Genomic DNA, 13,277 nt, shown 5'->3' with positions numbered 1-13,277 from the left:
TTTGTTTTGCGAATATAGGCTTAGGATATTTCTAATAACCAATAAAAGCAACAAGTCCAAAATTGGACTTTTTGCGATGTCGTCGATATAAAAGTTTTAAAATCAGTGAGTTACAAATATTGATCGCGTGTGCGCTGTCAGTAATTTGGCACAAACTGCTTAAATTGCTTATAACGCATGCGTTAATTCTGGACTCAAATATATTAATTAAAGTTACTTATTCACAGCGTGAATTGCTATTTCAAAAAATATGGTGCGCAGGCGCTGATCCACGGTTAAATGTCACCAGAACGAGGCCTGCGGTTGTCATTGACGAGAAGGACGCTGGGTATAGACGCGCCGCTGCGGAGGGGGAACAGCAACGGCGTACAAAAGGATCAGTTATCAGGGTTGTTGGAAATGCCTTTCCAGACCATCCCCAGGCCGATCAACATCGACGCGAAGAGGGCGAACAAGGTGGTGGAGATAAAAATGCCGGTCATGGTGATGCCTCAGAAAGTGCGTATGCAATCTATTAGGTACGGGGCTGCGAGAAAGGTTCCTTGCCAGGCTGAGTATATTTCCGTCAGTGGCTTTTCGGCTGGTGCCAGCAAGGCTAATGCTTGTCAGCGCGCCTCGGGCGGGAGGTGATGTATGCGCTCGTCCCCACGCTGTCGCAAGGGGTAACTGTTGACAGGTGAGGTGGAGCGGTCCTGGCGTTGACATTCCTCTGAGCAACTTATATATACACGTCGCTTCTGTTTATTGCATGTTAAACAACATCAGTTATGGGACTCAGAAGCGCCACGGCCCCCGCCGTCGGGTGGGAGTCATTCTGCCACCCGGCCTGGTTATTTTTTTTTGGTGGCGAGTGATAAAAAATTTTATTTCCGCTCTTGAAAAATGCGCTGCAGATATTATTTTATATAGCGGACAAGCCATGCTTGCCTTTATGTTGAGCTTTTGAATGGATATTCAGGAGGTTAATTATGGCACTCAAAACCTTGTCAGCACTCCCCGTTTTCGCTGATTCTCTTTTTGCCGATCGTTTCAACCGCATTGACCGTCTTTTCAGCCAGTTAACTGGCGATACGCCGGTGGGCACCTTGCCGGCCTATGATTTGCAGAAAATAGATGACAGTAATTTCCTGCTCAGCGTCAGCGTGCCCGGCTGGAAAGATGAGGAACTGGCAATAGAGACCGTCGGCGGTAATCTGCATATTACCGGTAAACGTGCAGAAACTGATGCCGGGACCGACGGTAGCCAGCGCTGGATATATAAAGGCATCCGCCGCGCTGATTTCCAGCTGAGTTTCTCGCTCCCTGAACATGCCCAGATTAATCAGGCGCAGCTGGATAGTGGGATCTTAAAGTTGACTATCCACCAGGAGATCCCGGAGAGCGAAAAACCGCGAAAAATTGCCATTGAGAATCAGGGCCGGGTGATTGAACACAAAGTCTGATTCGGCAACAGTTTAAACGAGTATCCTGCTAAGGCCCGCGCTGCGGGCCTTTATTTTTCCACCCGCACTGACGCAATCGGTCTACGGCCGGCGAGAGAACTCGATATGCTATTCTTTTAACTGGCGCGATGCTGCTGTTATTCCTTTGATATTTTGCGAGGGGGCTGAATGACAGACGAAATGAGTTACGATGCAAAACCGACCTCAGCGCTGACGACGGAAGTGGCTCAGATGCTGGTTGCGCGTGGCTGGCGGCTAACCACGGCAGAGTCCTGCACCGGGGGCAATCTGGCGGCGGCGCTCTGTGCTCAGGCGGATACCGCGGCGTTTTATGATACTGGCGTCGTTACTTTCAGCGATGAAGCCAAACGAAACGTGCTGCAGGTTGGTGCGGAAACCCTGGCGGTACACAGCGCCGTCAGCGAAGCGTGCGTCCAGGAGATGTCGGCCGGTATTCTGGCAATGGCTGACGCCGATATCGCCATCGCCATCAGCGGCTACGCGGGACCGGAGGGCGGGGAAGATGGTACCCCCGCCGGCACGGTATGGTTTGCCTGGAATTTTCGCGGCCAGACCGAAACCAAACGGATGTGCTTTGCCGGCGACTGTGAGACCGTGGTGGCGAAAGCCGTACGATATGCCCTGGCGGCGTTGAGCGAAAAGCTTGCCCACTGGCAGTGACGATGCCCGGGTGCGTGGCCCTACAGGTCCGTTGCCTGGCGTGCTACCGGCCAGCAGATCTCCCCGATGCCGTTAAGGCACGGTCGGGAAAAGAGAAACCCCTGAAACAGACGAATGCCTACCGACTGCAGCCAGCACCACTCCTCAATGGTTTCGACGCCCTCGGCGACAACGGTGATGCCGAGATCTTCACAGCAGCGGACGACCGAGGCGACAATCGCCTGTTTGGTGCCGCTAATATGAATATCGCGCACCAGCTCTGCATCCACTTTGATTTTATCAGGCTGAAAGCGGGTCAGGAGCGACAGACCGGAGTAACCGGCGCCAAAATCGTCGATGGCCAGCTTCATGCCGGCCACGCGCAGCGCTCTGAGAACTTTGCGGAACTGGTCGAAACAGGAGATAACCTCCGTCTCAGTCACCTCGATCAAGACCTGTTCTGGCCTGAGACCTGCCGCCAGCAGATTGTCCATCAGCCAGCCTACGGCGTCAGGATGGTTATACAGCGAACCCGGCAGCAGGTTGATCGCCAGCTGCTGTTTGCCGAGCGAAAGGCGGGCGGCAAGAGAGAAGGCGAACGCTTTGCTCTCGAGGTCGAAACGGTAGCGATCTTCCGCCGCAATGGCGGCAAACATTTCCACGGGTGAGCCGCCGGTCGGGCTGCGGATCAAGGCTTCAAAGGAAGAGACCCGCCTTTTAGCCGGCTCGACGATGGCCTGCAGGGCGAACTGGCAGGGCTGGTCCGCGAGGTTGCGCGGCGAGGCGTTGCCCATTGCGGGAGTCATCGTCCAGCGAGAGGGTTGCAGAGACTCGGGCAGGCAATAGCGTCCGCCGTCGGCGATAAAGGCGCTAATCAGCCTGAACATGCGGTCGTTGATCGGCTCGGTTTCACCGAAGGTGCTGAAACGCAGTATCGCTTCTACCGCGGCGTCGCCCTCATAATGGCGGAGATCCAGCATGCGCATCCCGACATCCCGGAAGCGGCGAAAGGCCGAGTAGTCGCGCATCAGCTCCACCACGTCACGATGGCGGGGGTCGCATTGTATTGCGCTGAATAACGATTCGAGGATTTCCTCATTTCCTTCCAGCACCTGGAAGAACTGCTGGCCATTAAACAGCAGAATGCCGGTTATCCCGAGGGGCATATTTTTCCCGCTGGCGCGATGAATAAGGGCGTCAAGATCGATCAGTGGCCAGGCAGGATCAACCTGGCTGCGGTAAATCAAGGTGGTTAGCATAGTCATTCCGTTCTCTGTAGCAGAGCCCGATGGCCTGTACAGATCGAAAATAGGGAGGTTGGGCCATACCCTCAAGGAGGAGGCCAGCATTTTCTGACATTCAACCAACCGTGATGTCCGCTACGCGGAACGGGAGATTCACATGGTGATTCCCTCCACTCTACAGGGAATCGGATGTTTAGCTATCTTTTTCTCAATATCGTTGCTAAAAGACAATAACAGACCATACATTTTTTTTAAAAAACGGGGGCGGAGACTTAACTTAGCGATTAAAAAATGGCTGTCAGGAATTATCCTACCACTCTATGACGTGTTCTGGAAAAGAAGAAATGAGCTTGCATGGATAATATGAGGTCAATATTATCTATGCCAATCAAATTCTTCTTATTTTTTCGAGGTTGTCATGGGTGATTTGCTTATTGTTTTATGTTTGATTTTTTGCCCCGTTATTTCTTTGTGGAGCGGCATTGCCTATATTAAAGAGAGGCGCAAAAGACGTTATGTCTTCCGTTCCAGAAGATAATGAGTTAGCATAATAATATTTTATGAGGTTAACGTCTGGCGAGTATCTGGACAAGATTGTTGAATTGCTGTCGACTCTTTAAATGGAACTTATTCATAATGTTCTTTTTATGCGAATGGATCGTTTTGTGACTAATTTTTAGTACAGTGGCCACTTCATGCGGGCTCAGGCCAATGCTGAACGCGTAGATGACTTTGGTTTGCGCGTCGCTCAATGACTTACAGGGGCAATTTATGCAGCGACGCAGACGATTAAAGGGAGAGCCATGCTGTTCCGTTAAGGGGTGTTGAATTGCGTGACCTATCGCCTCCTTAAGAAGATGAACGGCGGTGTGCGGGTGTATAAACACCGCATGCTTAAAACAGTTGGGTAAGTGATCGATGACGGTAACCTCTTCATCATTCAGGAAAATAAAAAGTTGATAATTCTCTGTAGCGTGCTGTAAAAGTTCATGGCATAAGTACCATTCTCCCGTCACCATTTCAGTGAATATGACATCGGCTTGTGCAATCGACGCCGGCTTCCATTGCTGAGAAAACTGATAATGCGATCGCTCGCACGCCTGCATCGTTTCATTAACCAGTTCGGCAATCGCGACCCGCAGATAGTGATTTTTTATATTGAACAAAAAATTTGTCATATAACTTCCCTGTTGAGCATTAAAATGAAATCAGGATAAATTAAAATATATAATGGCAATGCGCCGATTATTTTTAGACGAGATAATCTAAGGGATGTTTTACACTAATGCAATATTTGCTGGAGAAAGTGGGATAACGGCAGATGAGCATACGAAAGTTCCTAATAAACAAAACGTTAAGCATATGTCTGTTAGGGTTTTTTACTGATAATTATTTTTTTATTTTTGCCGTGCATAAAAAGCTTAGTGCTGTCCTCCACCTGTTGTTAAAATTAAAGGAGGATAAGACTACAGGAAGTATGCGGTATCTATGAAGCAGATGCTCTATTTAAAAATGCTGGCGTGGCTGGAAGATAATATCTACTGTAACCCGTCTATCGATTACCTGGCGCAGTATATGGGGTATTCGCGCCGGTTTGTCTATGAGGTGTTTTATCAGTATGGTCAGTTACCCATCGGGCAGTATATCCGGCTGCGGCGGTTGACCATCGCGGCGGTGAGTCTGCGATTAACACGGCAACCGATCGCCGCCATTGCCTGGCAGTTAAGCTATGACTCGCCGCAGACCTTTTCCCGGGAGTTTAAGAAGCGCTTCTCGCTCTCGCCACGGGAATACCGTTGCGCCCTGCACTGGGACACGGCTTTGCTGTTAAAGAAATTCGACCCGGAGGGTGAGAGCCTGCCTCAGGCCCGTTTCTGTTCACTGCCCGAGAGGGTCTATCGTGGCTATCCAATGAAGTATGAGCTGCGCCTGTCGGATATGGTGTTGCAAAGCACGTCCAAGACGGCTATCAGACAAAAGGTTGACCGTTTTTTTACCGCCGGCGGTGGCCGTCTCTCTGTGTTATCCGATTATTATGCGGCGAGGAACAATGAGCTTAACGTCGAGGTTAACGCCTTTGTCGGCTGTCATCGGGAGCGAGGCGCGCTGCCCGCGCTGACGACGAACAGCACGCTGACGATAAGGCCCGGGCTGTATGTTGGCGTTGAATTCTATGGCAGTTGGGCGCGTTACTCCCGTTTATCCAGCGATCTGTATATGGAGTTGCTGCCAGCCCTGGGAGCAAGCCGCCGGGAGGGTGTCGACATTGAGTGTTTTCTGGAACGTCATAAGGAGGGCGGGCCAGCGGCGGAAAGGCGCTATCGCGTACGCTATTTTATCCCGGTGACGCTGTCTGGTGAGGTGACAGCCTGCCAGCGTCCCGGTAACTGACAAATGACAAATAAAGGTGGCCTGGCGGCCACCTTCGCGAATATCACAGTACAAACCACAGCAGCCAGGTGATCAGAAAGCCCGTCACTCCCATGATGGTCGTCAGCACGGTCCAGGTTTTTAACCCATCCGGCACCGAGAGCCCGAGATAGCGCGTGACGACCCAGAACCCGGCATCGTTGACGTGCGATAACCCAAGCGAGCCGAAGCAGGTCGCCAGCGTCACCAGCACCAGCTGAATCGGCTCCAGCCCGATAACCGCCTGAGACAGCAGACCGGAGGTGGTGAGGATCGCCACGGTGGCCGATCCCTGCGAGGCCCGGAGTACCAGCGAGAGCAGGAAGGCGGCGGGCATCAGCGGCAGATGAATGGTCTCCAGCGCCTCGGCTAAGGCATTGCCGATGCCTGAGGCGACCAGTACGCCGCCAAAGGCACCGCCGGCGCCGGCGACGAGGATCACATCCGCCGAAGAGGGGATCGCGCTGCCAGTGACTTCGCCCAGCTTTTTCAGGCTCATCCGCCGACGGATGCCCAGCGTCCAGCTGGCCAATCCCAGCGAGATCAGGAGGGCGACCGGCGGGGTACCAATGACGGTCATCAGCTGGCGAACCGCATTTTCCGGCAGCAGCAGCGCCTGACACAGCGTCCCGGAAACAATCAGCATGATGGGCACCACGATCAGCCCACCGATAACCAGCGCATTCGGCGGCGGCAGACGGGTCTGCTGCGCGTTAACGGAGAGGTCCGGCACTTCAGCCGTTTGCTGCTGCTCCAGCACGTTAATCGACAGATGATAATGGCGCCGATTGATAAACCGGGCGACAAAATAACCCACGATACCGACGACTATCGATACCCCGATTCCCGCCAGCATCAGCCAACCGACATCGCTATGCAGAATGCCTGCCGCCGCTGCCGCGCCAGGATGGGTGGGCAGCGCGACGTGCACGGTTAACATCACTCCGGCCATCGGCAGGCCAAACTTCAGCGGCGATACGTGGGCGACTTTGCTGAAGCCGTAAATTAACGGAATGATGATGATAAAGCCGACTTCAAAAAAGACCGGCGTGCCGAGAATAAAAGCCACGATGGTTAAGGCGGCAATGGTCCGTTTTGCACCCAGTACGCCGGTCAACGTTTTCGCCAGCGATTCGGCGCCGCCGGACATTTCAATCAGCACCCCCAGCATAGAGCCCAGAATAATAATGCTGGCGATGTGACCAAGCAGGCCGCCCATGCCTTTTTCAATGGTGGTAATAATTTTATCTGCCGGAATGCCGGTGGCGAATGCCACCAGCAGGCTGACGATCAGGAGCGCTACAAAAGGATGTGCTTTCGCTTTGATCACCAACAGGAGCAACAGCACTACGCTGGCTAACGCAATAAGTAACAGCGCCGATGTCGACATAGGTTTGCCTCGGGTATTAACAGGTATACAGAGAGTTATTTTTTTAGAAAACGGCGTTTATTTTTTCCGGTAGGGCGAGAACCACCCCAGCCCGGAAAACGTGTCTGCTCGGGGGATATATTCGCAGCCGATCCAGCCGTCATAACCGGTTTTATCCAGTAGCGCATAGAGCCACGGATAGTTTATTTCGCCCTCATCCGGTTCATGACGGTTGGGCAGGGAGGCAATCTGAATATGGCGATACTGGCCGGCATATTCGGTAATGAGATGGCTTAAATTGCCGTCTACCTTCTGCGCGTGAAACAGATCTAACTGCACCGCGACGTTCGGCCTGTCGACCCGTTTCACCATCTCCAGCGTTTGATATTGGCTGTGGTAGAGATAGCCCGGTTTGGTCTGAGGATTCAGCGCTTCGATGAGTATCCGCTTGTCGTGGCGGGCAAAGCACTCCGCCGCGTAGCGCAAGTTATCGATAAGCACGGCCTCGCAGGCTTCGCGATCCATCCCCGGCTGTACCACGCCGGCCATGATATGCACCTGCGGGCAATCCAGCTGGCAGGCATACTCCAGCGCCAGCTGGATCTGCTGGCGGGCCTCGGCGCTTCTGCCTGGCACCGCGGCGAGCCCCCATTCACCGGCGTTGACGTCGCCGGGTGGGGTATTGAACAGCACCAGCTGCAGCTGGTTCTCCTGCAGGCGCTGTTTAATTTCCCCGGCGTCATACTCATAGGGAAACAGAAACTCCACGGCCTCAAAACCCGCGCGGGCAGCGGCGGCGAACCGGTCCAGGAACGGCAGTTCGGTAAACAGCATGGTTAAATTAGCAGCAAATTTTGGCATGGTTTTATCTCAGTTCATCCACTTCGTCAGTGGTCAGGTAGCGGATCTCACGGTTGCCGAGGGTAAATATCAGCCGCGCGGTCTCTTCCAGCTCTTCGGTATTGTTGGTGGCTTCGCGCAGCGATGAGCCGGTGACCACCGGACCGTGGTTGGCCAGTAAAAAGGCGTTATAGCGCGGCGCCAGCCCGGCCAGCGCCTGGGCAATACGGTCATCGCCCGGTCGGTAGTAGGGAACCACCGGGACGTCGCCGACACGCATCACCACGTAGGGGGTAAAGGGACGAATACAGTTGTGCGGATCGAGCCCCTGCAGGCAGGAGAGCGCGGTCAGATAGTGGCTGTGCAAGTGGACGATCGCCTTACAGGCCGGGTTGTGCAAATAGACCGCCCGGTGAAAAGTGACCTCTTTCGACGGTTTGTCGCCGGAGATCCATTCACCTTGCAGCGTCACCACCGACAACCGCTGTGCCTGGAGTTCGCCGAGGCAGGAGCCGGTCGGCGTCGCCAGCAGGTTGCCGTCCGGCAGCAGCAGCGACAGATTGCCGGCGGAGCCAGTGGCATAGCCGCGGCTAAACAACGAGGCGCCAATCTGCACCATTTCATCTCGCAGTTGTTGCTCAGTCATGACGAAACTCCTGCTGGGCACGGGCAAAGAACTGGATATCGCCGAAGTTACCTGACTTCAGCGCCAGGGAGAGCGGCTGGCGGGTGTCACGCACCCAGGGCACGCCGGGGGAGATGGTCGGCCCAATATGGAACGCCTCGACTCCCAGCGTCTGCGCCACAATGCTCGATGTTTCCCCTCCGGCCACAATAAACCGGGTAAATCCTTTCGCCTTCAGGGCGGCGGCAAGGGCGGCAAACAGCTGTTCCACCCGTTCGCTGCTGGCCTTGTCGCCATACTGCGCCTGGATCCGCTGCAGCGTTTGCGGCTCGGTGGTGGCATAGATCATCGGCGCCAGCGGCGCATCGCGCTGCGCGTCCACCCAGTCAGTCAGCGTCCTGACGTAGCTCTCCAGATCGGTAAAGCAGGCGCTTAAGTCGACGGCGCGGGCGGGGGCCTGTTCACGATAGGCTGCCACCTGGCTGTTGGTCATCACCGAGCAGGAGCCCGAGAGCACCACCGCCGGGCCGGCCAGCGGCATGCCCGCCTGAGCGCTTTCACCCCTGGCGCCATGGCGCTGTGCCCAGTCGCGGGCGAGGCCGATGGCGAGACCGGAACCGCCGGAGACCAGCTTCATCTCTCGCAGCGCCACGCCCTGGGTGAGCAAATCCTGTTCACTGATGGCGTCGAGCACCACATAGCGCACCGCCGGATCGCTGATTGTCGCCAGCGCGGCGGCGACCGCCTCCGGTCCCCGGTCGACAATCGGCCAGGCAATCAGCGCGGCTTTTCCGCGCCCCTGGCGCTCAATTAAGCGGCCCAGGTGCGCATCCTCCATCGGCGTCACCGGATGGTGGCGCATCCCGGATTCATTCAGCAGTTGCTCGCCGACAAACAGATACCCCTGATAGACCGTGCGGCCGTTCACCGGCAACGCCGGGGAAATCACCGTCCGCGTCTCGCCCAGCTCGGCCAGCAGGGCATCCAGCACCGGGCCAATGTTGCCCTGCGCGGTGCTGTCGAACGTGGAACAGTACTTGAAGTAGAATTGCTGACAGCCCTGGGCCTGCAGCCAGCGCAGCGCGGCCAGCGACTGGCTGACGGCCATTTCCACCGCGCAGGAGCGGGTTTTCAGGCTGATGACCACCGCCTCGCTGGTCAGCGGAAGATCGCGGGTCGGCACGCCATTCAATTGCACCGTCGGCATGCCGTTGCGCACGAGGAAGCTGGCGATATCCGTGGCGCCGGTGAAGTCATCGGCAATGACACCAAGCTGCATGTTATCTCTCCTCACTGTTTGTGGCCCGGCAGAGTGATGCCGTTGAAAATCTTGATCACCGCGCTGTCATCTTCCCGGCCGAATCCGGCATTGCTGGCGGAGGTGAACATATTTAGCGCGGTGGTGGCGAGCGGTAGCGGGAAGGTCAGCGCCCGGGCGGTGTCATTCACCAGACCGAGATCTTTAACAAAAATATCGACGGCGGATTTTGGCGAGTAATCGCCATCCAGCACGTGCTGCATGCGATTCTCAAACATCCAGGAATTACCCGCCGCGTGCGTCACCACGTCGTACATCGTCTCCAGCGGGATCCCGGCGCGGGCGGCAAGCGCCATCGCTTCGGCGGCAACGGCGATATGCACCCCGGCCAGCAGCTGATGAATAATCTTTACCGTCGAGCCAAGGCCAATGTCGCTCCCGATGCGATAGACTTTGCCAGCCACGGCGTCCAGCACCGGCGCGAGGCGGGCAAAGGCGGCATCGCTTCCGGAGGCCATCACCGTCATGTCGCCGGCGGCCGCTTTCACTGCGCCGCCCGATACCGGCGCGTCAAGCATCAATAGCTGGTATTCCGCCAGCGCCACGGCTATCGCCTGGGCATCGGCGGAGGCGATAGTGGACGACACCATCACGACGGTGCCCGGCTTCAGGTGGGCGGCGAGGCCGGTTTCGCCGAACAGGATCCCCCGCACCTGGGCGGCATTGACCACCAGCAAGACGACCGCATCCAGGTCAGCGGCGAAAGGCACCGCGCTGGGGCCCGCGCCTTTGGCGCCCGCCTCCAGCAGTGCGCGACAGTTGTCGGGGTTGATGTCAACGCCCCAGGTGTTCAGGCCCGCCTGCAGGCAGGCGCGGGCGGCGCCCATGCCCATTGAACCCAGTCCAATCACGCAGACGTTAGTGTGTGCAGCCATGATGGTCTCCTTGTGAATATTCGTTAATTAATGTGATTTAATGATAGAATAAAGCGTTATCATGTGAAGTTATGTGAGAGCTATCACGAATAACCCACATGAATATAAAAAATTCACAGGCGGAAAGAGGCTGCACAATGGCGATTATTGCCCTAAAATAGCGTAAAAACAGCGGCAAAGCGCGATAACAATACAGGGTGTCGCCAGGTTCGCAGCCCGAGTGGTGACGCCTGGTGTGAAAAAATGGTAAGGGGAGAGCGGTGATTCCAATAGAACGACATCAGCGTATTTTAGCCCTGGTGGAGCAGCGTGGGGCGGTAAGCATTAATGAGCTGACGGAGATCCTCGGCGTGTCCCATATGACCATCCGTCGGGACGTCAGTAAACTGGAGGAACAGGGGCTGCTGGTCAGCGTCTCGGGCGGTGTTCGCGCCGTCAGCCGGCTGGCCACAGAACCCAGTCATCTGGTGAAAAGTACGCTGCAGAGCGAGGAGAAACAGGCGATTGGCGCGTTGGCGGCAAGTCATATCGCCAAAAACAGCTGCATCTATCTGGATGCCGGGACCACCACCCTGGCGCTGGCGCGGGCGATCCTCGACCGGGATGATCTGCAGGTGGTGACCAATGATTTTGAGATAACCCAACTGTTGATCGATGCCAGCCAGTGCGGCGTGATCCACACCGGCGGTACCCTGTGCCGGGAGAACCGCTCCTGCGTGGGCGAATCGGCGGCGCGAACGTTACGCCACCTGGCTATCGATACGGCCTTCATCTCCGCCAGCGGCTGGGACAGTCGCGGTATTTTCACCCCTGATGAGAACAAGGTTACCGTCAAGGAGACCGTCAGCCAGGTCAGCGCAAGAAGTATCCTGTTGTGCGACAGTTCGAAATACAATCAGGTGGCCACGTTTATGGCGTTACCCTTGACCCGGTTCACCACCATCATTACTGACCGGAATCTGTCCGATGCCGCCGCCAGTCATATCGCCCGGCACGCCTGCGAGGTGCTGCGGGCCGGATAACGCGTGCCTACCGCCGGGTTAGCGTTGCCAGTGCTCGATCAGCGCTGCGCCGATCCCGGCGATATGTTGATTACGCTCGGCCATACTCGCCGGGGTATCCCGCAGATAGATCACCACAATGCGCTCCGCGTTGCCGTCCGGGCCGAGCAGGGCGACAATGCCGCGCGCACCCCGTTCGCCAGCCCCGGTTTTGTCGGCGATAAACCAGCCCGCCGGCAGCACGGCGCGGATCAGCGGGCCGGCAACCCGATCGTCCACCATCCACTGCAGGAGCTGCTGTTGCGAACGGGCGCTCAGATGCTGCGCGGTCAGTAGTTTGCGCAGCGTGGCGGCCATGCTGGCCGGGGTAGTGGTATCGCGCGCGTCGCCGGGAAGCGCCTCATTCAGTGCCGTTTCCCAGCGGTCAAGGCGGGTGACGTTGTCACCGATCTGGCGCAGAAAGGCGGTCAATCCCGCGGGGCCACCGACGGTGGCCAGCAGCAGATTGCCGGCGCTGTTATCGCTCATGGTGATGGCGGCGGCGCAGAGTTCGCCGATCGTCATCCCGTCGACAAGGTGTTTTTCGCTGACCGGGGAGTAGTCCACCAGATCCTGCTGGCGGTAGTGGATCCGCCGATCCAGTTGTTCGACCCCGGCATCCACCCGCGCCAGCACCGCGCCGCACAGCAGCACTTTAAAGGTGCTCACCATGGGAAAGCGTTCATCGGCGCGCCAGGCCGCCAGCGTGCGGCCGCTGGCCAGATCCATTTCCACCATCCCCACGCGGCCCGACAGCTGGCTTTCGCTTTGTTTAATCTGCTCAAGCGGCTGTGGACCGGCGTCTACCGCCAGTGGCAGGGTGGCTAACAGGGAGATAACACACAGGCGAACATAACGCATAACCGCAATACTTCCTTGAGTGAGGGCCGATAAAGGCGAGCAAAGGAGCGACAAATAAGAATAACCCGGCGTTTTGCTGATTCACAATTCCTCTTTTTTCCTTCATCATTTGTCATCTTTTATTTCGAATAATCAATATTTAGCCCAGCCTCAGCACGCTATTTTTTGACTCAAGGCCGCGATGAACTATAAGAAAGTACGTAATGCCGCACTCAGGCTGGCGCCGTTTGTTGACGACAATGCCCGCCGGACTCCGCGGTTCGCCAATGATATACGCCATCCCGGGAGGAACTGGTGCACCCGATAATTAAGGTCATGCTGGTGGGAGGTAAGGCCGACGGGCTGTTGGTCAGCGTCGCCGATGACGCGACCGAGGTCTCGGTGACGCCTGCTCAGTACGGTGCCCCATCCGGGCAACCGCTGAGCTATCGTATTGTCAGTCAAACCATTGACGATGAACGCTATTATTTTGGCGTCTTCAGTGAAGCCCATCAGGATAGCGACAAGCTGACGCGGGTCGCCCTGACCCGTGGAATGAAAAAAATGTTCTGTTAAACCCTGCCCGAATGAGGGCGTGAGAGGGTATCCCTGGCG

The 13,277-nt window shown here is 56.3% G+C and carries 15 protein-coding genes and 1 pseudogene; 7 read left to right on the top strand and 9 right to left on the bottom strand.

Annotated features, from left to right (window positions below; genetic code table 11):
* Nucleotides 1-377: 377 nt before the first annotated feature.
* Nucleotides 378-473 carry a YnaM/YnfT family protein gene (locus tag CWM57_RS28340; RefSeq protein ID WP_272482055.1) on the bottom strand — a complete coding sequence of 32 codons (96 nt, stop codon included), beginning with the start codon at nt 471-473 and terminating at the stop codon, nt 378-380.
* Between CWM57_RS28340 and CWM57_RS27395 the strand changes: the two are divergent.
* The 3 genes and pseudogenes from CWM57_RS27395 to CWM57_RS03540 all read left to right on the top strand — a co-directional run.
* Nucleotides 433-525, top strand: a pseudogene (locus tag CWM57_RS27395) (hypothetical protein); the annotation flags it as partial. The gene CWM57_RS28340 and the pseudogene CWM57_RS27395 sit on opposite strands and share 41 nt — an antisense overlap.
* Before the next feature lie 443 nt (nt 526-968).
* A complete protein-coding gene (locus CWM57_RS03545; RefSeq protein ID WP_100675629.1) occupies nt 969-1,442 on the top strand; it encodes an Hsp20 family protein in 474 nt (157 codons plus the stop codon).
* Nucleotides 1,443-1,610: 168 nt separating this feature from the next.
* The gene (locus CWM57_RS03540) at nt 1,611-2,123 is read left to right on the top strand and encodes a 2-oxo-tetronate isomerase (RefSeq protein ID WP_100675628.1); all 513 of its coding nucleotides are present in this window, start codon (nt 1,611-1,613) and stop codon (nt 2,121-2,123) included.
* 20 nt (nt 2,124-2,143) lie between these two features.
* Here the strand turns inward: CWM57_RS03540 and CWM57_RS03535 are convergent, their stop codons facing one another.
* Nucleotides 2,144-3,361, bottom strand: coding sequence for a diguanylate phosphodiesterase (locus tag CWM57_RS03535; RefSeq protein WP_100675627.1), 1,218 nt, complete (start codon nt 3,359-3,361; stop codon nt 2,144-2,146).
* A 403-nt stretch (nt 3,362-3,764) separates the two neighbouring features.
* Here CWM57_RS03535 and CWM57_RS27390 point away from each other — a divergent pair, with 403 nt between their 5' ends.
* The gene (locus tag CWM57_RS27390; RefSeq protein ID WP_165784130.1) at nt 3,765-3,884 is read left to right on the top strand and encodes a small membrane protein; all 120 of its coding nucleotides are present in this window, start codon (nt 3,765-3,767) and stop codon (nt 3,882-3,884) included.
* A 28-nt stretch (nt 3,885-3,912) separates the two neighbouring features.
* Here CWM57_RS27390 and kbvR read toward each other — a convergent pair whose 3' ends face one another.
* Nucleotides 3,913-4,524, bottom strand: a complete 612-nt coding sequence (gene kbvR, locus CWM57_RS03530) for a LuxR family transcriptional regulator KbvR (protein WP_100675626.1) — start codon at nt 4,522-4,524, stop codon at nt 3,913-3,915.
* 310 nt (nt 4,525-4,834) lie between these two features.
* On the opposite strand from kbvR, the gene CWM57_RS03525 reads away from it, so the two are divergent.
* A complete protein-coding gene (locus CWM57_RS03525; protein ID WP_100675625.1) occupies nt 4,835-5,737 on the top strand; it encodes a helix-turn-helix domain-containing protein in 903 nt (300 codons plus the stop codon).
* Between the two features lie 43 nt (nt 5,738-5,780).
* Here CWM57_RS03525 and CWM57_RS03520 read toward each other — a convergent pair whose 3' ends face one another.
* From CWM57_RS03520 to ltnD, 5 genes are read right to left on the bottom strand one after another with little or no spacing between them, the layout of a single operon-like run.
* Nucleotides 5,781-7,145, bottom strand: coding sequence for a GntP family transporter (locus tag CWM57_RS03520; protein ID WP_100631898.1), 1,365 nt, complete (start codon nt 7,143-7,145; stop codon nt 5,781-5,783).
* Between the two features lie 57 nt (nt 7,146-7,202).
* On the bottom strand, nt 7,203-7,985 hold the full coding sequence (locus CWM57_RS03515; RefSeq protein ID WP_100675624.1) for an HPr family phosphocarrier protein: 783 nt from the start codon (nt 7,983-7,985) through the stop codon (nt 7,203-7,205).
* A 4-nt stretch (nt 7,986-7,989) separates the two neighbouring features.
* Complete coding sequence (locus CWM57_RS03510) at nt 7,990-8,610, bottom strand: aldolase (RefSeq protein WP_012541792.1); 621 nt, start codon at nt 8,608-8,610, stop codon at nt 7,990-7,992.
* Entirely contained in the window at nt 8,603-9,868 is a 1,266-nt protein-coding gene (otnK, locus tag CWM57_RS03505) for a 3-oxo-tetronate kinase (RefSeq protein ID WP_100675623.1), read from the bottom strand. The genes CWM57_RS03510 and otnK overlap by 8 nt, the downstream gene beginning before the upstream one ends.
* 11 nt (nt 9,869-9,879) lie before the next feature.
* On the bottom strand, nt 9,880-10,782 hold the full coding sequence (gene ltnD / locus CWM57_RS03500) for an L-threonate dehydrogenase (RefSeq protein ID WP_100675622.1): 903 nt from the start codon (nt 10,780-10,782) through the stop codon (nt 9,880-9,882).
* A gap of 260 nt (nt 10,783-11,042) precedes the next feature.
* Here ltnD and CWM57_RS03495 point away from each other — a divergent pair, with 260 nt between their 5' ends.
* A complete protein-coding gene (locus tag CWM57_RS03495; RefSeq protein WP_074385925.1) occupies nt 11,043-11,804 on the top strand; it encodes a DeoR/GlpR family DNA-binding transcription regulator in 762 nt (253 codons plus the stop codon).
* Nucleotides 11,805-11,822: 18 nt separating this feature from the next.
* Here CWM57_RS03495 and CWM57_RS03490 read toward each other — a convergent pair whose 3' ends face one another.
* On the bottom strand, nt 11,823-12,683 hold the full coding sequence (locus CWM57_RS03490) for a class A beta-lactamase LEN-41 (RefSeq protein WP_100675621.1): 861 nt from the start codon (nt 12,681-12,683) through the stop codon (nt 11,823-11,825).
* Nucleotides 12,684-12,977: 294 nt separating this feature from the next.
* Between CWM57_RS03490 and CWM57_RS03485 the strand changes: the two genes are divergently transcribed.
* The gene (locus CWM57_RS03485) at nt 12,978-13,238 is read left to right on the top strand and encodes a hypothetical protein (RefSeq protein WP_008804980.1); all 261 of its coding nucleotides are present in this window, start codon (nt 12,978-12,980) and stop codon (nt 13,236-13,238) included.
* Nucleotides 13,239-13,277: the final 39 nt, after the last annotated feature.

The organism is Klebsiella sp. G-Nf4, assembly GCF_002810615.1.
GTDB lineage: Bacteria > Pseudomonadota > Gammaproteobacteria > Enterobacterales > Enterobacteriaceae > Klebsiella > Klebsiella variicola.
Note: the sequence above shows the minus strand (reverse complement) of the source record. Positions and strands in the feature narration are given on the sequence as shown.